The 18,645-nt window shown below is 65.1% G+C and carries 24 protein-coding genes; 1 reads left to right on the plus strand and 23 read right to left on the minus strand.

The features are described 5' to 3' along the window. Window positions 1-17 precede the first annotated feature (17 nt). From BR78_RS0101320 to BR78_RS0101415, 20 genes are all read right to left on the minus strand, one after another. Entirely contained in the window at window positions 18-629 is a 612-nt protein-coding gene (locus tag BR78_RS0101320; protein ID WP_029934380.1) for an NADH-quinone oxidoreductase subunit J, read from the minus strand. Between the two features lie 33 nt (window positions 630-662). Then, window positions 663-1,148, minus strand: coding sequence for an NADH-quinone oxidoreductase subunit NuoI (gene nuoI / locus BR78_RS0101325; RefSeq protein ID WP_029934381.1), 486 nt, complete (start codon window positions 1,146-1,148; stop codon window positions 663-665). After that, a complete protein-coding gene (nuoH, locus tag BR78_RS0101330; RefSeq protein ID WP_029934382.1) occupies window positions 1,145-2,215 on the minus strand; it encodes an NADH-quinone oxidoreductase subunit NuoH in 1,071 nt (356 codons plus the stop codon). The genes nuoI and nuoH overlap by 4 nt, the downstream gene beginning before the upstream one ends. After that, window positions 2,212-4,227, minus strand: coding sequence for an NADH-quinone oxidoreductase subunit NuoG (nuoG, locus tag BR78_RS0101335; RefSeq protein ID WP_029934383.1), 2,016 nt, complete (start codon window positions 4,225-4,227; stop codon window positions 2,212-2,214). Before nuoG ends, nuoH begins: the two co-directional genes overlap by 4 nt. Continuing rightward, on the minus strand, window positions 4,227-5,531 hold the full coding sequence (gene nuoF, locus BR78_RS0101340; protein ID WP_029728655.1) for an NADH-quinone oxidoreductase subunit NuoF: 1,305 nt from the start codon (window positions 5,529-5,531) through the stop codon (window positions 4,227-4,229). Before nuoF ends, nuoG begins: the two co-directional genes overlap by 1 nt. Before the next feature lies 1 nt (window position 5,532). Next, on the minus strand, window positions 5,533-5,706 hold the full coding sequence (locus tag BR78_RS0101345) for a hypothetical protein (RefSeq protein WP_156022173.1): 174 nt from the start codon (window positions 5,704-5,706) through the stop codon (window positions 5,533-5,535). After that, window positions 5,703-6,374: a complex I 24 kDa subunit family protein gene (locus BR78_RS0101350; RefSeq protein ID WP_029728654.1), complete on the minus strand. Its 672-nt coding sequence runs from the start codon at window positions 6,372-6,374 to the stop codon at window positions 5,703-5,705. The genes BR78_RS0101345 and BR78_RS0101350 overlap by 4 nt, the downstream gene beginning before the upstream one ends. Continuing rightward, complete coding sequence (locus tag BR78_RS0101355; protein WP_029728653.1) at window positions 6,374-6,733, minus strand: nuclear transport factor 2 family protein; 360 nt, start codon at window positions 6,731-6,733, stop codon at window positions 6,374-6,376. The genes BR78_RS0101350 and BR78_RS0101355 overlap by 1 nt, the downstream gene beginning before the upstream one ends. Further along, entirely contained in the window at window positions 6,726-6,935 is a 210-nt protein-coding gene (locus tag BR78_RS0101360) for a hypothetical protein (protein WP_029728652.1), read from the minus strand. Before BR78_RS0101360 ends, BR78_RS0101355 begins: the two co-directional genes overlap by 8 nt. Next, window positions 6,932-8,167, minus strand: a complete 1,236-nt coding sequence (locus BR78_RS0101365) for an NADH-quinone oxidoreductase subunit D (RefSeq protein ID WP_029728651.1) — start codon at window positions 8,165-8,167, stop codon at window positions 6,932-6,934. Before BR78_RS0101365 ends, BR78_RS0101360 begins: the two co-directional genes overlap by 4 nt. Then, the gene (locus BR78_RS0101370; RefSeq protein ID WP_049811811.1) at window positions 8,160-9,062 is read right to left on the minus strand and encodes an NADH-quinone oxidoreductase subunit C; all 903 of its coding nucleotides are present in this window, start codon (window positions 9,060-9,062) and stop codon (window positions 8,160-8,162) included. Before BR78_RS0101370 ends, BR78_RS0101365 begins: the two co-directional genes overlap by 8 nt. Continuing rightward, window positions 9,059-9,595 (minus strand): NuoB/complex I 20 kDa subunit family protein, encoded by a 537-nt coding sequence (locus BR78_RS0101375; RefSeq protein ID WP_029724238.1) that lies wholly within the window; start codon window positions 9,593-9,595, stop codon window positions 9,059-9,061. Before BR78_RS0101375 ends, BR78_RS0101370 begins: the two co-directional genes overlap by 4 nt. Further along, complete coding sequence (locus BR78_RS0101380; RefSeq protein WP_029724239.1) at window positions 9,586-9,960, minus strand: NADH-quinone oxidoreductase subunit A; 375 nt, start codon at window positions 9,958-9,960, stop codon at window positions 9,586-9,588. Before BR78_RS0101380 ends, BR78_RS0101375 begins: the two co-directional genes overlap by 10 nt. A gap of 112 nt (window positions 9,961-10,072) precedes the next feature. After that, on the minus strand, window positions 10,073-10,894 hold the full coding sequence (locus tag BR78_RS0101385) for an inositol monophosphatase family protein (protein WP_029724240.1): 822 nt from the start codon (window positions 10,892-10,894) through the stop codon (window positions 10,073-10,075). A gap of 123 nt (window positions 10,895-11,017) precedes the next feature. Continuing rightward, window positions 11,018-11,581, minus strand: a complete 564-nt coding sequence (gene efp, locus BR78_RS0101390; protein ID WP_029724241.1) for an elongation factor P — start codon at window positions 11,579-11,581, stop codon at window positions 11,018-11,020. Between the two features lie 53 nt (window positions 11,582-11,634). Further along, the gene (locus tag BR78_RS0101395; RefSeq protein ID WP_029724242.1) at window positions 11,635-12,111 is read right to left on the minus strand and encodes a GFA family protein; all 477 of its coding nucleotides are present in this window, start codon (window positions 12,109-12,111) and stop codon (window positions 11,635-11,637) included. Window positions 12,112-12,137: 26 nt separating this feature from the next. Continuing rightward, window positions 12,138-12,740, minus strand: coding sequence for a M23 family metallopeptidase (locus tag BR78_RS0101400; RefSeq protein ID WP_231478069.1), 603 nt, complete (start codon window positions 12,738-12,740; stop codon window positions 12,138-12,140). Window positions 12,741-12,746: 6 nt separating this feature from the next. Beyond that, entirely contained in the window at window positions 12,747-13,760 is a 1,014-nt protein-coding gene (locus tag BR78_RS0101405; protein WP_443027661.1) for a L,D-transpeptidase family protein, read from the minus strand. A gap of 110 nt (window positions 13,761-13,870) precedes the next feature. Continuing rightward, window positions 13,871-14,560 carry a thiamine phosphate synthase gene (gene thiE / locus BR78_RS0101410; protein WP_029724245.1) on the minus strand — a complete coding sequence of 230 codons (690 nt, stop codon included), beginning with the start codon at window positions 14,558-14,560 and terminating at the stop codon, window positions 13,871-13,873. Between the two features lie 39 nt (window positions 14,561-14,599). After that, entirely contained in the window at window positions 14,600-15,274 is a 675-nt protein-coding gene (locus BR78_RS0101415) for an O-methyltransferase (RefSeq protein WP_029728648.1), read from the minus strand. Window positions 15,275-15,389: 115 nt separating this feature from the next. Here BR78_RS0101415 and BR78_RS0101420 point away from each other — a divergent pair, with 115 nt between their 5' ends. Further along, window positions 15,390-15,608 (plus strand): hypothetical protein, encoded by a 219-nt coding sequence (locus BR78_RS0101420; protein ID WP_029724247.1) that lies wholly within the window; start codon window positions 15,390-15,392, stop codon window positions 15,606-15,608. A gap of 4 nt (window positions 15,609-15,612) precedes the next feature. Here the strand turns inward: BR78_RS0101420 and BR78_RS20280 are convergent, their stop codons facing one another. The 3 genes from BR78_RS20280 to BR78_RS0101435 form a co-directional block, all read right to left on the minus strand. After that, on the minus strand, window positions 15,613-15,996 hold the full coding sequence (locus tag BR78_RS20280) for a putative quinol monooxygenase (RefSeq protein ID WP_029934386.1): 384 nt from the start codon (window positions 15,994-15,996) through the stop codon (window positions 15,613-15,615). Then, window positions 15,993-16,907: a class I fructose-bisphosphate aldolase gene (locus BR78_RS0101430; RefSeq protein WP_029934391.1), complete on the minus strand. Its 915-nt coding sequence runs from the start codon at window positions 16,905-16,907 to the stop codon at window positions 15,993-15,995. The genes BR78_RS20280 and BR78_RS0101430 overlap by 4 nt, the downstream gene beginning before the upstream one ends. A gap of 138 nt (window positions 16,908-17,045) precedes the next feature. Continuing rightward, window positions 17,046-18,188: a slipin family protein gene (locus tag BR78_RS0101435; protein WP_037565855.1), complete on the minus strand. Its 1,143-nt coding sequence runs from the start codon at window positions 18,186-18,188 to the stop codon at window positions 17,046-17,048. Between the last annotated feature and the right edge of the window lie 457 nt (window positions 18,189-18,645).

Raw genomic sequence — 18,645 nt, forward strand, 5'->3', positions numbered from 1 at the left:
TTGATGGGTGACGCCGATCACAGCTCGACCCCCTGCCCGACCGGCGGGTTCATGTTGCGGGTAGCGTCCTTGGCGCGGCGGTTGATCTGGCGGTTGATGTTCTGCGGGCGGACGTCGCTGCGCTGACGATAGGTCAGCACGATCGCGCCGATCATCGCGACCAGCAGCACGAGGCCGGCGCCTTCGAACACGAACAGGTAGCGCGTGTAGAGCAATTGCCCGATCGCCTCGATATTGGGCATGCCCGCGTCGATCGGGGCGATGCGGCGGCCGAGCTGCAACCCGCCCGCGCTATAGGCCCCGATGGCGACGATGATCTCGGCAACCAGTGCCACCGCAAGCAGCAACCCGATCGCGGCATAGCGCATCACACCCGCGCGCAGCTCGGCGAAGTCGATGTTGAGCATCATCACGACGAACAGGAAGAGCACCGCGACCGCGCCGACATAGACGATGACGAGCAGCATCGCGATGAACTCGGCGCCCGCGAGCACCATCAGCCCCGCCGCGTTGAAGAATGCGAGGATCAGCCAGAGCACAGAATGCACCGGATTGCGCGACAGGATCGTCATCGCCCCGGAGGCAATGACGACGATCGCGAACAGATAGAAGGCGAGAAGCTGGATCACGGAATCTGGCGGCCCCTGACGATTGCGGTGCGCTTAACGGTACGGTGCATCGGCGGCAAGGTTCGCGGCGATCGCGCGCTCCCAGCGGTCGCCATTCGCGAGCAGCTTGTTTTTGTCGTAGATCAGCTCCTCGCGGGTCTCGGTCGAGAATTCGAAGTTCGGCCCTTCGACGATCGCATCGACCGGGCACGCCTCCTGGCAGAGCCCGCAATAGATGCACTTGGTCATGTCGATGTCGTAGCGCGTCGTGCGGCGGCTGCCGTCGTCGCGCGGCTCGGCCTCGATCGTAATCGCCAGCGCCGGGCACACCGCCTCGCACAGCTTGCACGCGATGCAGCGCTCTTCGCCATTGGCATAGCGGCGGAGCGCATGCTCGCCGCGGAAGCGGGGCGAGATCGGGTTCTTCTCGTACGGATAGTTGATCGTCGCCTTTGGCTTGAAGAAGTACCGCAAGGTCAGCCAGTGCGCCTTGATGAACTCCCACAAGGTGTAGGATCGGACGAGTTGGGCGATGCTCATGCGGCGAATCCAACCCGGGCCCACATCAGGTACCCGGAAACGAGGAACACGAAGATCAGCGACAGCGGCAGGAAGATCTTCCAGCCCAGCCGCATCAGCTGGTCGTAGCGATAGCGCGGGACCGTCGCCTTCACCCAGCTGAACACGAAGAAGAAGAACAGGATCTTGGCGAACAGCCAGAGGATCCCCGGTACCACGATGTTCGGGAAAAAGCCGAGGAATGGCATGTCGAGCGGCGCGAGATAGCCACCCCAGAAGAGCGTTGCGTTAAGCGTGCACATCAGCAGCACGTTGGCATATTCGCCGAGCCAGTAGAGCGCGAAGCTCATCGACGAATATTCGGTCTGATAGCCCGCGACGAGCTCGGACTCGGCCTCGGTGAGGTCGAACGGTGCGCGCTGGGTCTCGGCGAGCGACGAGATGAAGAACACCACGGCCATCGGGAACAGCAACGGGTTGAAGCCGAAGCCATTGAGCACACCGAAGACATGGCCCTTCTGTGCTTCTACGATGCCGCCGAGGTTGAACGTCCCTGCCCACAGCACGACCGAGATCAGGACGAAGCCGATCGAGACCTCATACGACACCATCTGCGCCGCGGCGCGGATCGCCGAATAGAACGGGTATTTCGAGTTGGACGACCAGCCTGCGAGGATGATCCCGTACACGCCGAGCGACGAAGCCGCGAGGATGTAGAGCAGGCCGACATTGATGTTGGAGAGCACCACGCCCGCCTGCCACGGCACCACCGCCCACACGATCAGCGCGACCGTGAAGGTGATGATCGGCGCGATCAGGAACAAAGTCTTGTTGGCGCTCGACGGGATGATCGTTTCCTGGAGGAACACCTTCAGGCCGTCGGCGAAGCTCTGCAGCAGGCCGAACGGGCCGACCACGTTGGGGCCGCGCCGCAGCGCCATCGCCGCCCAGATCTTCCGGTCGGCATAGATGATCATCGCCACCGCCAGCATCAGCGGCAATGCGATCACGAGGATGCCGACGATCGTCGCGACGAACCACGCCCAGCCGAACGGGAGACCGATGGTGTTCTGGAAAAAGGCGGTCATTCCGCGGCCTCCGCGAAGTCTTCGCCATGGACCAGTTCGGCCGAGCAGCGCTGCATCGTCGGCGATGCGCGGCAGATCGCGTTGGTCAGATAGAAATCGGCGATCGGATAATTGACCGGGCCGCTGGCCTTGGCGGCGAGCTTGGGCGCCTTCCACGCGAAGGTCACCAGGCCCTCCCGCCCCAGTTCCGGCACTTCGGACGCCATCGCCGCGCGCAGCTCGTCGAAGCTGTCGAACGGCAGCGTGCGGCCGAGCTTGTCGGAGAGCGCGCGCAGGATCGACCAGTCCTCGCGCGCGTCGCCCGGCGCGAACACCGCGCGTTCGGCACGCTGGACGCGGCCCTCGAGGTTCACATAGGTGCCCGCCTTCTCGGCATAGGTCGCGCCCGGCAGGATCACATCGGCATGATGCGCGCCCTTGTCGCCGTGATGGCCGACGAACACCTTGAAGCTGTTCGCGAACTTGTCGAAATCGACTTCGTCGGCGCCGAGGAAGAAAGCGAGCTTCGGGTTCGCCGCGACGATATCGGCGATGCCGCCCTTCTGCGCGAAGCCCAACATCAGCGCGCCCATTCGCGCCGCGGCAATATGGACAACACCGAAGCCGTTCCAGGCAGTACCGTCCTCGAGCGTGCGCACCAGCTTCATCGGCTCGACCAGCGCCAGCGCCGCGCCGAAGCCCGCACCCAGCGCACCCGGGCCGACGATGACGAGTGGCTTCTTCGCGCCGTCGAACGCCTGCGCCACCTGATCGGGCAGCTTGCCGAGCAGCGAAAGATCGTTGCCGAGCCATTCGAGCTTGTAGGTGAGATCGGTCTCGGGCCCGATCGCGAAGACCTTGGCGCCCTTCTTGATCGCCTTGCGGACGCGCGTGTTGATCAGCGGCGCCTCCCAGCGGAGGTTGCTGCCGATCAGCAGGATCGCATCGGCATCCTCGACGCCGGCGATGGTCGGGTTGAACGCCACCGCGCCGAGGCTCGATACGTCATAGTCCATGCCGGTCTGGCGGCTCTCGATCAGCTCCGAGCCGAGCCCCCTGAGCAGCGCCTTGGCGGCGTACATCGTCTCGGCATCGAGCAGGTCGCCGGCAATGGCCGCGACGCTGGAGCCCGCATTGACCGCGGCGATGGCATCGAACGCTTCGTCCCAGCTCGCTTCGACCAGCTTGCCACCCTTGCGGATGAACGGACGGTCGAGCCGGCGGCGGACGAGCGCGTCGACATGATAGCGGGTCTTGTCGTGCGCCCACTCCTCGTTGACGTCCTCGTTGATCCGCGGAAGCACGCGCATCACCTGGCGGCCGCGGCTGTCGAGGCGGATATTGGTGCCCACGGCATCCATCACGTCGATCGACAGGTTCCGCTTGAGCTCCCAGGGGCGGTATTCGAACGCCACCGGCTTGTGCGTCAGCGCGCCCACCGGGCAGAGATCGACAGTGTTCCCCGAAAGCTCGCTCTTGAATGCCTTTTCGAGATAGGTCGTGATCTGCATGTCCTCGCCGCGATAGATCGCGCCGATCTCGTCCACGCCGGCCACTTCCTCGCCGAAACGGACGCAGCGGGTGCACTGGATGCAGCGGGTCATGATCGTCTTGATGATCGGACCCATGTACTTCTCGGTCACCGCCCGCTTGTTCTCGGTGTAGCGGCTATGGCCCTTGCCATAGGCGATCGACTGGTCCTGCAGGTCGCACTCGCCGCCCTGATCGCAGATCGGGCAATCGAGCGGATGGTTGATCAGCAGGAATTCCATCACGCCTTCGCGCGCTGCCTTCACCATCTGGCTGTCGGTGCGGATCTCCTGCCCCTCGGCGGCGGGCAGCGCGCACGAAGCCTGGGGCTTGGGCGGCCCCGGCTTCACTTCGACCAGGCACATGCGGCAATTGCCGGCGATGCTCAGCCGCTCGTGATAGCAGAAGCGTGGAATCTCCTTGCCCGCGGCTTCGCAAGCCTGGAGCACCGTCGCGCCCTGCGGCACCTCGACTTCGATTCCGTCTACTTTGAGCTTGGGCATTATTCGGCTGCTTCCTGCATCGACGCCTCGCCGGTGCCGCTGCGTTCGTTGATCCGCCGCTCCATCTCGGGGCGGAAATGGCGGATCAGGCCCTGGATCGGCCAGGCCGCAGCATCGCCGAGCGCACAGATGGTATGGCCTTCGACCTGCTTGGTGACCTGATAGAGCGTATCGATCTCGCTGATGTCGGCGTCGCCGGTGCGCATCCGCTCCATCACGCGCCACATCCAGCCGGTGCCTTCGCGGCACGGGGTGCACTGACCACAGCTCTCATGCTTGTAGAAGTAGGACAGGCGCGAGATCGCACGAACGATGTCGGTCGACTTGTCCATGACGATCACCGCCGCGGTGCCGAGGCCCGAGCCGACGCCGCGCAGTCCGTCGAAATCCATCGCGCAGTCCATGATCTGCGCCGCGGGGACGAGCGGCACCGAGGAGCCGCCCGGAATCACGGCGAGCAGATTGTCCCAGCCGCCGCGGATGCCGCCGCAATGCTTCTCGATCAGCTCGCGGAACGGGATGCTCATCGCTTCCTCGACCACGCACGGCTTGTTCACATGGCCGCTGATCTGGAAGAGCTTGGTGCCCTTGTTGTTCTCCGCGCCGAAGCTCGCGAACCATTCGGGCCCGCGCCGCAGGATCGTCGGGACGACCGCGATCGACTCGACGTTGTTGACCGTGGTCGGGCAGCCATAGAGGCCCGCACCCGCCGGGAACGGGGGCTTGAGCCGCGGCTGGCCCTTCTTGCCCTCGAGGCTTTCGAGCATCGCGGTCTCTTCGCCGCAGATATAGGCGCCGGCGCCGCGATGGACGAAGACGTCGAAGTCATAGCCCGAGCCCGCGGCATTCTTGCCGAGCATGCCCGCGTCATAAGCCTCGGCCACCGCCGCGAAGAGCGTCTCCGCCTCGCGGATATATTCGCCGCGGATATAGATGTACGCGGCGCGGGCGCGCATCGCGAAGCCGGCGATCAGCGCGCCTTCGATCAATTTGTGCGGATCGTGGCGGATGATTTCGCGATCCTTGCACGAGCCGGGTTCGGACTCGTCGGCATTGATCACCAGGAAATTGGGCCGGTCGGGCCGCGGCTCCTTGGGCATGAACGACCATTTGGTGCCGGTCGGGAAGCCCGCCCCGCCGCGCCCACGCAGGCCCGAGGCCTTGATGCGGTCGATGATCGTGTCCTGCCCGATCGCCATCAGGCCCTTGGTATTGTCCCAATCGCCGCGCTTCAGCGCAGCCGACAGGTTCCACGGCTGGAAGCCGTAGACGTTGGTGAAGATGCGGTCCTTGTCCTGCAGCATCCTAGCGCCCCCGCCCCACCATCTTCTGGATCAGGATATAGGCCACCACCGCAAGGCCGATCAGGATCACGATCCCGAGCAGCTTGAAGGCGATCTTGAGCACCCAGCCGCCGATCACGAGCGCCCCGATCACCGCAAGGATGACGAACAGCAGGTTCTTGGTGTCCTGGCTCATGCCCATTCCCCGCGATAATCGTGGTTCTCGGTCACCATCGCGGTGAGGTTGGTGGTGCCGCCGGCGGCTTCGACGGTGTGTCGGCCCGGTTCCTGCGTGCCGGTCTTGGGCTGCTCGCCCTTGGCCAGCGCATCGAGGATCGCGACGGTGCGGTCGTAATCGAGATCCTCGTAATTATCGTCGTTGATCTGCACCATCGGCGCCGAGGCGCAGCTGCCCAGGCACTCGACCTCGGTCAGCGTGAACATCCCGTCGGCGGTGGTATGGCCCTTGTGCATGCCGCGGCTCTTGCACGCCGCCAGCACGTCGTCGCTCCCGCGCAGCATGCACGGCGTCGTGCCGCAGACCTGCACGTGATAGCGGCCGACGGGCACGAGATTGAACATCGTGTAGAAAGTCGCGACTTCGAATACGCGGATGTACGGCAGCTCCAGCTCGCGCGCGACGAACTCGATCACCGGCACAGGCAGCCAGCCCTGCGTATTGGTCTCCGCGCCGACCTGCCGCTGGGCCAGATCGAGAAACGGGAGCGTGCACGACATCTGCCGGCCCGCCGGATAGCGGCCGAGGATTTCCCTGGCCTTCTCGGCATTCTCGGCCGTCCACGCGAACGCGCCCCAGCGCGCGCGGGTCTCGGCCTCGTCGGGAAGTTGTGGGGCGTCAGCCATCAGCGAATGAACTCCACCCGATCGACCTTGTCGTCGGAGAACGAATAGATGGACATCACCTCGAACGGCTCTGCCTCAGGGGAACGCGCGACCTTCTCGTGCAGCACGACGGTATCGCCGAGCGCGTAGGACGTGAGGATTTCCGCGCGATTGCCGGGGAATTCGGCGAAAATCGCCTTGAGCCCCGAACGCACGCCTTCACGGCCCTCGCGCAGCACCGCGCCGCGATAAGTCGCCTCGCACGCGCCCTCGGTCATCAGCGCGACGTAACCGTCGGCGTCCTGCGCATTGTAGCGCTCGATCATCGCGTGCGCGGTGGCGATGCGGTTGGCGGCGGGAATCTGCTGTGCGTCAGCCATTCGCCACACTCGAATTGCCCTGGGTTGTCGAGAGCCACGCACTGATCAACACAGACGCCACGATGCCGAACGCGGCGATATCGTTCACCCAACCCCCAACCGGAAGATATCCCGCGAGAATTGCCGACAACGCGGCGGTGCATCCAAGCAGCAGCGCCGCGCGAACCGCTTTGCCGTTGCTACTGGTCAGGAACTCACTCACCGGTCGCACTCCCCGAACACGATATCCATCGCGCCCAGGATGGCAGTGATGTCGGCGAGCATGTGGCCGCGCGACATGAAATCCATTGCCTGGAGATGGCTGAACGCAGTCGGGCGGACCTTGCAGCGATACGGCTTGTTGGTGCCGTCGCTCACCAGATAGACGCCGAACTCGCCCTTGGGGCTCTCGGTCGCGACGTAAACCTCGCCCGCGGGGACGTGATAGCCTTCGGTGAACAGCTTGAAGTGATGGATCAGCGCTTCCATCGACTGCTTCATCTCGCCGCGGCTCGGCGGCGCGACCTTGCGGTCGAGCGTCAGCACTGGACCGTCGGGCATCTCGTTCAGGCATTGCTTCATGATCCGCGCCGACTGGCGCACTTCCTCGACGCGCACCATGAACCGGTCATAGCAATCGCCGCGTGTGCCGACGGGGATGTCGAACTCCATGCGGTCGTACACGTCGTAGGGCTGCTGGCGGCGGATATCCCAGGGAATGCCCGCGGCGCGGATCATCGGGCCCGAAAAGCCCCAGGCGATCGCGTCCTCGCGGCCCACCACCGCGATGTCGACATTGCGCTGCTTGAAGATGCGGTTCTCCGCGACGAGGCTGATCGCATCCTCGAACAGCCGCGGCAGGCGATTGTCGAGCCAATCGGCGATGTCGGTCAGCAGCTTCAGGGGCACGTCCTGGCGGACGCCGCCGACGCGGTAATAATTGGAGTGCATCCGCGCGCCCGAGGCACGCTCGAAGAAGTTGAGGCAATCCTCGCGGATCTCGAACAGCCACAGGTTCGGCGTCATCGCGCCGACGTCCATGACATGCGACCCGAGGTTGAGCATGTGATTGCAGATGCGGGTCAGCTCGGCGAAGAACACACGAAGATATTGGCCGCGCAACGGCACTTCGAGATCGAGCAATTTCTCGACCGCGAGTACGAAGCTATGCTCCATGCTGAGCGGCGAGCAATAGTCGAACCGGTCGAAATAGGGCAGCGCCTGGGTGTAGGTTTTGTACTCGATCAGCTTCTCGGTGCCGCGGTGGAGCAGGCCGACATGCGGATCGATGCGCTCGATGATCTCGCCGTCCAGCTCGGTGACGAGGCGCAGCACGCCGTGCGCCGCGGGATGCTGCGGGCCGAAATTGATCGTGTAGTTGGCGATCTGGGTATCGCCCGGCTCCGGCTTGCCGGCGTCGGTGCGACCTTCGATCTCGTCGAGATACTCAGCCATCCGGGTTTGCCTTCTTCGCGCGCGATGCTCGCGGCTTCTTCACGACATCGGGGTCGGCGGGCTTGGGACCGGCTTCGGGTCCCGGCTTGCCCGCGCCGCTCTCGGCCGTGCTCTCGGTGGTCTTGGGCTTGCGGACACGCGGCTTGGCGGCCTTCGCCGCGGGCGCATCGCCCTTGACGATTTCGTCGGCAGTCAGCGGCGTCGGCGCGCCCTTGGCCTCGGGCTGCGAAACCACGGGGGCCGGCGTCGGTGCGGGCGCCGGAGCGGGTGGCGGCGGAGGCGGTGCCTTCTCGTCACCGGGCAGCACATAGGCCGCGCCTTCCCACGGGCTCATGAAATCGAAGTTGCGGAAGTCCTGCGCCAGCTTGACCGGCTCGTAGACCACGCGCTTGGCTTCTTCCGAGTAGCGCAATTCGACATAGCCGGTCTGCGGGAAGTCCTTGCGCAGCGGATGCCCGACGAAGCCATAGTCGGTCAGGATCCGGCGCAGGTCGGTATTCCCGTCGAACAGCACGCCGTACATGTCGTAGACTTCGCGCTCGAGCCAGCCGGCGACCGGCCAGATCCCCGTCACGCTCGGCACCGGCGCGTCCTCGTCGGTCGTCACCCGCACGCGGATGCGGCGATTCTGCGTGAACGACAGCAATTGATAGACCACGTCGAACCGCTCGGGCCGCGCCGGATAATCGGCACCGGCGATCTCGCTCAGCTGCTGATATTCGAGGCCCGGCGTGTCGCGCAGTGCCAGCATCGCCTCGACGAGGCGCTCACGCTTCACGGTCAGCGAAATCTCGCCGACAGCGTCCTTGCTCTCGACCAGCATGTCGCCGAGCACGGCCGCAGCCGCATCGATCACGCCGTCATTGGGCGCACATTTCGGAGCCGGTGCCCTCACCGTTCCATCGTCCCGATCCGGCGGATCTTACGCTGGAGCTGCATCACGCCGTAGAGCAGGGCCTCGGCGGTCGGCGGACAGCCGGGGACATAGATGTCCACCGGCACGATCCGGTCGCAGCCGCGCACGACGCTGTAGCTATAATGGTAATAGCCGCCACCGTTCGCGCACGACCCCATCGAGATCACGTATTTCGGCTCGGACATCTGATCGTACACACGGCGCAGCGCCGGGGCCATCTTGTTGCAGAGCGTGCCCGCGACGATCATCACGTCCGACTGGCGCGGAGACGCGCGTGGCGCGGCGCCGAAGCGCTCCATGTCGTAGCGCGGCATGTTGACGTGGATCATCTCGACCGCGCAGCACGCCAGTCCGAAGGTCATCCACCACAGCGAACCCGTGCGAGCCCACTGGAACAGCTCTTCGGTCGAGGTGACGAGGAAGCCCTTGTCGCCGAGCTCGGCATTGATGTCGTCGAGGAACGCCACATTGGGGAGCGTCCCCGGCAGCGGAGGGCTGAGTTCTACTCCCACTCCAACGCACCTTTCTTCCACGCATAAACCAGTCCGAGCGCGAGCTCGGCAATGAAGATCATCATCGAGATCCACGCGGTCCAGCCGAGGTCGAACACACTGACTGCCCAGGGATAGAGGAACGCCGCTTCGAGATCGAAGACGATGAACAGGATCGCGACGAGGTAGAAACGCACGTCGAACTGGCTGCGCGAATCCTCGAAGGCGGGGAAGCCGCACTCATATTCGGTGAGCTTCTCCGGCGTCGGCTGATGCGTGCCGGTGAGCCGGCCTACCAGCATCGGCAGGAACACGAAGGCGCTCGAAAGCACCAGTGCCACGCCGAGGAACAGCAGGATCGGCAGATATTCGATTAGATCGACCAAAGTGCCTTCTCGCGGATGCGGAATCTTGGGGGGCTTCTAGGACTGTGAACCCAGTGCGGCAAGGGTCGGAACGTGTGAGAATCACTCGCAATAAGTGACGTTCACCGGCAGGTTACTTATTCCGCAGCGAGCTCGCGACGAGCTTGTGCAGCTTCGAATGCAGCACGTCGTTGGCGGCGAGGAACTGGTTGCGCTCGCGCGCCAGATCCTGCCCGCGGAAATCGGTGACGAAGCCGCCGGCCTCCTTCACGATCAGCATGCCGGCCGCGACGTCCCAGGGCTGGAGATGCGATTCCCAATAACCGTCGAACCGGCCCGCCGCGACCCAGGCGAGGTCGAGCGCCGCGGCGCCCATCCGGCGGATGCCGGCGACTTCCGGAGCAACCGCACCGAAAATCCGGCTCCACTCGACGAAATCGCCATGGCCGAGGAACGGAATGCCCGTCGCGATCAATGCGTCGGCAAGATCGCGGCGCGCCGAGACGCGCAGCCGCTGGTCCTGCAGCCAGGCGCCCCTGCCCTTTTCGGCCCAGAAGCTCTCATCAGTGATCGGCTGGTAAATATACCCATGCGTGATCTCGGGCTTGCCCTGCGCACCCATCGGATCCTCGACCGCGATCGACATGCAGAAATGCGGGATGCCGTGGAGGAAGTTGCTCGTGCCGTCGAGCGGATCGATGATCCAGCGCGGCTTGTTCGGATCGCCGGCGATTTCGCCGCGCTCCTCGACAAGGAAGCCCCAATCGGGTCGCGCCTTCTGGAGCTCCTCGATCAGCGTGTCCTCGGCGCGCTTGTCGGCGAGGCTGACGAAGTCGGCCGGCCCCTTGCGGCTCACCTGCAGATGCTGGACCTCGTTGAAGTCGCGCCGCAGCCGCGGCCCCGCCTTGCGGACGGCGCGCTCGATGACGGTGATGATGCCGGAATGGGAAACCATATTACACCTATAGCCCTCTCCCCTTCAGGGGAGAGGGTTGGGAGAGGGGCAGTACGGGAAAGGCGCGGCTCAGGCCCCTCTCCCCGACCCTCTCCCCGCAAGCGGAGAGAGGGAGAATCAGGATCAGTCCGCCCGGCGGACGTAGGTCTGCTCGTATACGTCGACGACGATCCGGGTTCCCGCGGCGATGTGCGGTGGGACCATCACGCGGACGCCGTTCTCGAGCACCGCCGGCTTGTAGCTCGACGAGGCGGTTTGGCCCTTCACCACCGCGTCGGCCTCGACGATCGTCGCCTCGATCGTATCGGGCAATTGCACCGAGATCGGCTTCTCGTCGTAAAGCTCCATCACCACGTCCATGCCATCCTGCAGGAAGGCCGCAGCATCGCCGAGCAGGTCGCGCGGCAGCGTGATCTGCTCGTAGCTCACCTTGTCCATGAAGGTCAGCGTGTCTCCGTCGGCGAACAGGAACTGGAAATCGACCGTGTCGAGGCGAACGCGCTCGACCGTCTCCGCCGAGCGGAAGCGGACGTTGTTCTTGCGGCCGTCGATGAGGTTCTTCATCTCGACCTGCATGTACGCACCGCCCTTGCCCGGCTGGGTGTGCTGGATCTTCACGGCGCGCCAGATGCCGCCTTCATATTCGATGATATTGCCGGGACGGATGTCCACGCCGCTGATCTTCATGGATCGAGACCTGTAAGCTGAGAAAGAGCGAAGGCCGGGCCTTTAGCGATGCATCAGCGTTCGGGCAAGCACGCGGCCATCGCGGCATCGACTCGCCCCTGCGCCTCTTCGTCCCACAATGGCGGATCCTCAGGCTCCGGCAGCCCGGGAAAGCTCCGAACGTCGTCGGGCACCTGGACCAAAGGGTGGCGCGTCACCGTGAAGAAATGCGCATCGGGCATCACCCGCTCGTCGAGCGTGCCGCCGCGGACGAAGCGGATCGCATCGCCGAAGTCCGGATGCGTTCCCCACAGGCCCACGCCGCAGCGCGGGCAGCGCGCCGAACGCGTCGCCATCGTGCCGGAGCGAGTGACGACGATCTCGGGCTCGCCGCCGTTCAGTATCTCGACCCGGTCCGCCTCGATCATCACGTTGATCGCGAACGCCGACCCCGTCTCACGCTGGCAGACGCGGCAATGACACCCGTTCACGAAGATCGGCGCCGACGTCAGCCGAAAGCGGACATATCGGCAATTGCACCCGCCCTGCATCGCATTTCCCTGTATCTGCCTTGAGGTTAGGGCGCGTTGCTGCGCCCCGCAAGCAGCGGATAGGGGTTCACCGGCTGGCCTTTCCACCAGCCGTCGCCCGGCTGCATGTGCGCCATGGCGAAGTGGAGGTGGAAATTTCCCGTCCCCGCATTCCCGGTATCACCGACATAGCCGAGCAAGTCACCGGTGCGCACCGGCATGCCCTCGACCACGCCGGGTGCGTAGCGTTCGAGATGCGCGTAATAATAGCTCCATTGCCGATCGGGCGAGCGGACATAGAGCGTGATCCCTCCCCCTCCCTCGCTGTAGAAGAGTTTCTCGACATTGCCCGGCGCCGCCGCGACCACAGGAGTGCCGCCGGGCGCCACGATGTCGGTCGCCTGATGCGTCCGGGCGCCATCGGCGCGCGACTGTCCCCAGGTATCGACGATCTTGTCGCGGGTCACGCCCTGCACCGGCACCAGCAGCATCGGATGCCGCCATGCACCGGGCGTTGCCGGGGCAGGCGCATTCGCGATCTGTCGCGCTGGCGCCGCAGGCGGCGTCGGCACGATGCGGATCATCGACGCCAGCGCAGCCAACCCCAGAAACAAGACGATCCCCACCCCCATGGTCAGCCGCTTTAGCACGGACCCTTACTCCTGGAACACGGCTTCGGCGCCCGGTTTGACCATCAGCGCCAGCCGCGCCGCGTCCCAATTGGTCAGGCGGATGCAGCCATGGCTCTGGGTGCGCGCGATGTTCTGCGGCTCGGGCGTGCCGTGGATGCCGTAATGCTCCTTGGACAGATCGAGCCATACCACGCCCACCGGTCCGTTCGGCCCCGGCGGCAGCATCGCCTTCTCGTCGTCCTTCTTCGCATCCCAGAACAGGTCTGGGTTATAATGAAACTTCGGATTGGTATCTATCACATTGATTTTCCACGTGCCGATCGGCAACGGATCATGCTGGCTCCCCATCGTCGCGCTGAACTGTGCGACCAGTCTGTCGTCGGCATCGAAGACCTTGAGCACCTTCTCCGACTTGTCGACGACGATGTGATCGCCCGCGGGCTGGCGCGCATCGACATTGAGATCGGTCAGAGTCTGGCGCCATTCGGGCTTGAGGTCGCTCGCATAATCGCGCGAGGCGGGCAGCACATTGGGGAAGACGAAGGTCGCGCCGGCCCGTATCGTCCCGCCGCCGGGATTGAGCTCGACCAGCACTTCCGGCGTGGTGTGGAACATCTCGGCCAGCTTCTCGAGCGGGCGGGTATAGCCGAGCGAAGGAAGCGCGGCCTGCTTCTCGGGGTCCTTGGGAATCGGGTTGACGTATGGCCCCTGGAGCATGGCCGGATCGAGCGTCACGCGCATCGTCGGGCGCCGCTCGCGATATTGGTGGAGCGCGCCCAGCGTGGCGCGATCGAGCTTGCCGCTCGTCTTGAGCCCGCGCGTCGACTGGAACGCCTTGAGCGCTGCGGTAAGCGATTGGCCCTCGCGCCCGTCGATGATCCCGGGCGAGAAGCCGAGCGAGTCGAGGATCACTTGCGCGTGCATGATCGTCCAGTCGATCGGGGGCCTGGCCCTTGCCGCCCTGCCCTCGGGCTGCGCCGCGAGCGGTGTCAAGGCGATCGCGGCAATGCAGGCGGCCGCAAACAATTTTGTACGCAAAGACAAGCTCCTGACCAACATATGTCGGTCGGAAGAACGAACCGACTCTCCGCTTGTTTCCGGATGCGAGTCGGACCTGGCCCTGACGAAGATGGAATGCGGCTGGGGCCTCAGCCCGCGAGCACTGCGTTGAACGCCTTGACCGCTGCCGCCTCGTCGCCGCCCCACACCGCAGCCGACACTGCGAGGAAGTCCGCTCCTGCCTCGACGAGCGGCCGCGCATTGGCTGGGGTGATGCCGCCGATCGCGACGCTCGGCAGCTCGAACATCGTCGACCACCAGCTCAGGATTGCGGGATCGGGGTGGTGGCGCACTTCCTTGGTGCTGGTCGGGTAGAATGCGCCGAACGCGACATAGTCGGCGCCCGCCTCGCCCGCTTCCATCGCGAGGTGACGGCTGTCGTGGCAGGTCACGCCGATCTGCACATTGGGGCCGAGCACCGAACGCGCCTCGCGCGGGTCGCCATCGCTCTGCCCCAGATGCACGCCATCGGCGCCCAGCCGCTTGGCGAGGCTGATGCTGTCGTTGACGAGGAACGCGACGTCGCGATCACCACAAATCCTCTGAAGCGGCTCGGCGAGCGCCACCGCCGCATGCTGGTCGATGCCCTTCACCCGGAACTGGAACGCCGCCACCGGCCCGGCATCGAGCGCGCGTGCCAGCCGGTCGGCAAACCCGCCCGAAGTATCGAGCGGCGAGATCAGATAGAGCTGGCAGGCGGGCCGCCGGTCATCGCGCTGGAACTGCGCGGCGAATTCGGGGCCGAGCGGCGGCAGGGCATCGTCGTCTTGGTCGATCATGCGCCCGCCCTAGCGCGTCTCGTCGCAAAGCGAAACGCGTCAGGCATCGACGATGCCGATGAGGAATCCGTCCCAGCCCTTGGCGCCCAGCGTCTGGATCGCAGTGGCATCGACTCGGCGTTCGGCGGCGATCGCGTCGTAAAGCGCGCGCGTGCCTTGCACGCTGGGGTCGGCACTGTCCGCATCCAGCACGGTGCCGTCGCGGACGACATTGTCGAACACGAGCACCGTACCCGGCCTGGACAGCGCCAGCGCGGCGCGCAGATAAGCGGGGTTGCTCGGCTTGTCCGCGTCCACGAAGACCAGGTCGAAGGGCGCTTCCCCCGCGGCAACCATCGCGTCGAGCGTCGCGATGGCGGGTCCGATACGGATATCCACGCGCGCGGTGAGCCCAGCCGCGGCGATATTGGCGGCGGCGACTTCGGCATGATGCGGCTCGAGCTCGAGCGTCACCACCTGCCCCCCTTCCGGCAGCCCACGCGCCAGCCAGATCGTCGAGTAACCGCCCAGCGTGCCCACTTCGAGGATCCGCCGGGCACCCGTCATCCGTGCGAGCAGCTGGAGCTGCTTGCCCTGTGCGGGCGAGACGTCGATCGCCGGAAGTCCGGCCTCGGCATTGGCGCGCAGCGCGGCTTCGAGCGCCGGATCGCGGGCGAGGAGCTTGTCCTCGATAAAGGCGTCGACTTGCCTGCTGCCTACTGTCCGATCGTCCATGACAATCTCCATTCGCCTCATTCCGGCGCTCAACGCCCCACCGGACCCGCGATGCCGCTATAACGGTACTCTACGCCCAGCGGCGAGACTGCTGGCGACGAACGGAGCTGATCGAATGACCTCTGACAAACCCCGCTTCCTGTTGCTCAAATCGATCAACGGCGATCCGATCCTGGTCAACCTGTCGCTGGTGCGCACCGTCACGACGATCAACCTCGCCGGCGACGATGTCGGCGTGATCTCGTACGACAAGGATCATGAAGTGGTCGTCGGGTCGACCGTGCCCGACGTCATGGCGGCAATGGCAGCGGACCCGGTCCCGCTTTCGAATTGAGCTCTCAGGCGGGGCGCGTCACCGGGCGCGTCTCGGCACTGATCTCGAATCCGGCGATCAGCGGGCGACCTTTGGCGATCGCATCCCGTACCGCCGGGAGCTGCAGCGATGCCTTGTGGCTCGATGCATCGTCCCAGATCTCGGTGATCCAGATCGCGTCGGGGTCTTTCACGTCCTCGGCGATCAGATAGGCGCGGCATCCGGGCATCGTGCCGGTGCCCGAATTGAGGATCGCGATCAGCTCGGCGCGCTTGCCGGGCTGCGCCTTCATCTTGCCGATCATGCCGAACGGTATTGGATCTTCCACCAGGCTTCCTTTCGCCATGGCGCGGCCGCCCAGCATCGCGAGCGCGAGGCCCGCGAGCACCGGGCGGCGCGCGACGCTCATTCCGCGCCCTTGTAGATACCAATCAATTTTTCGAGCATCGCCAACGCATCCGCACGAGGGCGTTGGAAAGTGTTCCGGCCAATGATCGAACCATTACCCCCCCCATCGCGAATGTCCCGCGCGTCCTGATAGACCGCGTCCTCGCCCTTGGCGGCGCCGCCCGAGAAAACCACGATCCGGCGGCCGTTGAAGCAGCTCTTCACGACATGCTTTACTCGGTCCGACTGTGCCGACCAGTCGGTGCCTTCGTACGACTTCACCGCTTCCTTCTGCTCGATGTGCGCGCTCGGCAGCTTGACCTTGATGATGTGCGCACCAAGCAGCGCCGCCATGTGCGCGGCATAGGCGCCGACGTCGAGCGCCAGCTCGCCTTCCTTGGAGAGCTTGCCGCCGCGCGGATAGGACCAGATCACCGTCGCGATGCCGACCGATGCCGCCTGGGCGCGCATCTCCTTGATCTCCTCCATCATCTCGAACACGTCGTCCGCACCCGGATAGATGGTGAAGCCGATCGCCGAACAGCCGAGCCGCAGTGCATCGTCGACGCCGCCGGTGACCGCCTGGTTGATGCCCGTCGCCCAGCTGTTCGAGCTGTTGACCTTGAGGATCGTGGGGATCTGCCCGGCAAAGCTGTCGGCACCCGCCTCGATCATCCCCAATGGCGCGGCGTAGGCAGAAAGCCCGGCCTCGATCGCGAGCTGGAAGTGATAATGGGGATCATAGGCCTCCGGATTGACCGCGAAGCTCCGCGCCGGGCCATGCTCGAAGCCTTGATCGACGGGCAGGATGATCAGCTTGCCCGTTCCGCCCAGCCGCCCCTGCATCAAGATGCGGGCCAGATTGGCCTTCACGCCGGGATTGTCGGATTCGTAGTTCGCAAGGATTGCGCGGACTGCGGGCGTGATGCTCATGACTTCCCCTTGGATAGGTCCCTATGCGGCGGCTCTAGCCAGCCCTTCGCACCTGCGGAAGCCTGACAACGGCAGACAGCGCCAGTCGGCCCGGCGCTCACGGCGAAAAGGGGAGCCGGTTTCCCGACTCCCCTCCCGTCAATCGCGCGGCTTGAGGCTCACGAGCTGGTCGAGCACTGCGTTCAAGCCCGCCGAACCCGCATGCACGTCGATGCGGCCGATCTTCTCGGTGACCCGCTCGAGCGATTCGAGCTCCTTCAGGCGAAGCAGTGTCGGATTGTCCTCCATCAGCTTCGCCGTGTTGAGCAGGCTCCGCGTCGCCGCAGTCTCCTCGCGCCGGCGGATCAGGTTCGCCTGCGCGACCTTCTCCGCCTCGACCACCTTGTTGATCAGCTCGCGCATGTCGCCCGGCAGGATCACGTCCTTGACCCCGAGCTCGGTCACCCGAACCCCGATGTCGCCGAGCTCGCGCCGGACATGGTCGACGATCTGCGTGTCGACCGACACGCGGTCGTTGAGCACTTCGTCGAGCGTCCGTCCGCCCACGGCCTCGCGGACGGCGAACTGGACGAGCTTGTAGACATACGCCTGGTAATCCGGCGTCGAGAGCGCCGCCTTCTCGACGTCCGTCACCTGGACGAACGACGTGAGGGTGACGCGCAGCGACACGCGGTCCCGCGTCAGGATCTCCTGCGCGGTCACCTCGAGCGGCACCGGGCGGGTGTCCAGCGTCTTCGAGGTCACCTTGCGGCCGACCTGCCAATAGCCGTAGCGGCCCGGGCCCAATGTCTCGACGAGTTCGCCGTCGAGGAACACGAGGCCCGCCTCCGCTTCCGAAACCGCGACCGTGGCGATCGGCGCCGGCGCTGCCGGTCCGACCACTGCCGCCTTCTCGAACGCGACGAGCTGGCGCTTGTCGAGCCGCGCCGTGCCGGTGACGTCGAACGTGTCGACTGTCACCTTGTCCAGCGCGCACCAGACATGCACTGCCTGGCCCGGCCGGACGATCAGCACGGCGCGGCCGTCGATCCAGACCACCGAGACTTGGCCTTCCTGCGGCCGCACCGAGACGAAATTGCCTTCGGCGAGCTCCGGATGGCGCTTCTCGACGATCTCCGCCCGCGGCGAAGCGAACACGCCCGATGCGACGAAGATCTCGACGCGCTTGCGGTTCAGCCAGTCCCACAGCCGGTAGCGGCCCGGGGACAGGATATCGATGACGCGGCCATCCTTGATGAGGAGGCCGCGCTGGTTCTCAGCGATCACAACAGTCTTCATCATCGCCGGTCCTCCTCTCTTGCTCATACACGCCACAAGCCCATTCTCGCGGCGGGAGGCGGGCGTTAGATCGGTAAAGTAACGATTGCAACGATTATTTTGCTGCAACGCAACATATAACGATATCTTTAAGTCATGATGTGAGTCGGGCGACCGAAGTCCATAATATCCCGTCACCCCGGACTTGCTCCAGGGTTCACCAAGCCGCCATCGAGAACCAGGAGCATCCAGCCCATCGAGTGCGGCTACTTGGATGCCGGAACAAGTCCGGCACGACGATTTGGGGAATGGGCTGAAATAGGTCGGCCGGCGAGGCGTTCGACCGATAGCCGTGCGGGCCGGCGATTGAGGCAGTATTGCAGGGTGTCTGGCATCAGCGCGGCGAGCGGGCGGCGCCACTCCCGATACTGATGCCGCACACCCTCCGCGCGCTGCCGGTATCCTCGCCGGCGCAGAGCCG

Source organism: Sphingomonas sp. UNC305MFCol5.2, assembly GCF_000712135.1.
Taxonomy (GTDB): Bacteria; Pseudomonadota; Alphaproteobacteria; order Sphingomonadales; family Sphingomonadaceae; genus Sphingomonas.

Excerpts from the sequence above, each read along its gene's own strand:
- BR78_RS0101420 (WP_029724247.1), top strand. The coding sequence starts at position 15,390 with ATGACCTCTGACAAACCCCGCTTCCTGTTGCTCAAATCGATCAACGGC.
- BR78_RS0101395 (WP_029724242.1), bottom strand. The coding sequence starts at position 12,111 with ATGCAGGGCGGGTGCAATTGCCGATATGTCCGCTTTCGGCTGACGTCG.
- BR78_RS0101345 (WP_156022173.1), bottom strand. The coding sequence starts at position 5,706 with ATGAGCCAGGACACCAAGAACCTGCTGTTCGTCATCCTTGCGGTGATC.
- BR78_RS0101365 (WP_029728651.1), bottom strand. The coding sequence starts at position 8,167 with ATGGCTGAGTATCTCGACGAGATCGAAGGTCGCACCGACGCCGGCAAG.
- thiE (WP_029724245.1), bottom strand. The coding sequence starts at position 14,560 with ATGATCGACCAAGACGACGATGCCCTGCCGCCGCTCGGCCCCGAATTC.
- BR78_RS0101385 (WP_029724240.1), bottom strand. The coding sequence starts at position 10,894 with ATGGTTTCCCATTCCGGCATCATCACCGTCATCGAGCGCGCCGTCCGC.
- BR78_RS20280 (WP_029934386.1), bottom strand. The coding sequence starts at position 15,996 with ATGAGCGTCGCGCGCCGCCCGGTGCTCGCGGGCCTCGCGCTCGCGATG.
- BR78_RS0101350 (WP_029728654.1), bottom strand. The coding sequence starts at position 6,374 with ATGGCTGACGCCCCACAACTTCCCGACGAGGCCGAGACCCGCGCGCGC.
- BR78_RS0101355 (WP_029728653.1), bottom strand. The coding sequence starts at position 6,733 with ATGGCTGACGCACAGCAGATTCCCGCCGCCAACCGCATCGCCACCGCG.
- nuoF (WP_029728655.1), bottom strand. The coding sequence starts at position 5,531 with ATGCTGCAGGACAAGGACCGCATCTTCACCAACGTCTACGGCTTCCAG.
- BR78_RS0101430 (WP_029934391.1), bottom strand. The coding sequence starts at position 16,907 with ATGAGCATCACGCCCGCAGTCCGCGCAATCCTTGCGAACTACGAATCC.
- nuoG (WP_029934383.1), bottom strand. The coding sequence starts at position 4,227 with ATGCCCAAGCTCAAAGTAGACGGAATCGAAGTCGAGGTGCCGCAGGGC.
- BR78_RS0101415 (WP_029728648.1), bottom strand. The coding sequence starts at position 15,274 with ATGGACGATCGGACAGTAGGCAGCAGGCAAGTCGACGCCTTTATCGAG.
- BR78_RS0101435 (WP_037565855.1), bottom strand. The coding sequence starts at position 18,188 with ATGATGAAGACTGTTGTGATCGCTGAGAACCAGCGCGGCCTCCTCATC.
- nuoI (WP_029934381.1), bottom strand. The coding sequence starts at position 1,148 with ATGAGCATCGCCCAACTCGTCCGATCCTACACCTTGTGGGAGTTCATC.
- nuoH (WP_029934382.1), bottom strand. The coding sequence starts at position 2,215 with ATGACCGCCTTTTTCCAGAACACCATCGGTCTCCCGTTCGGCTGGGCG.
- efp (WP_029724241.1), bottom strand. The coding sequence starts at position 11,581 with ATGAAGATCAGCGGCGTGGACATCCGTCCCGGCAATATCATCGAATAT.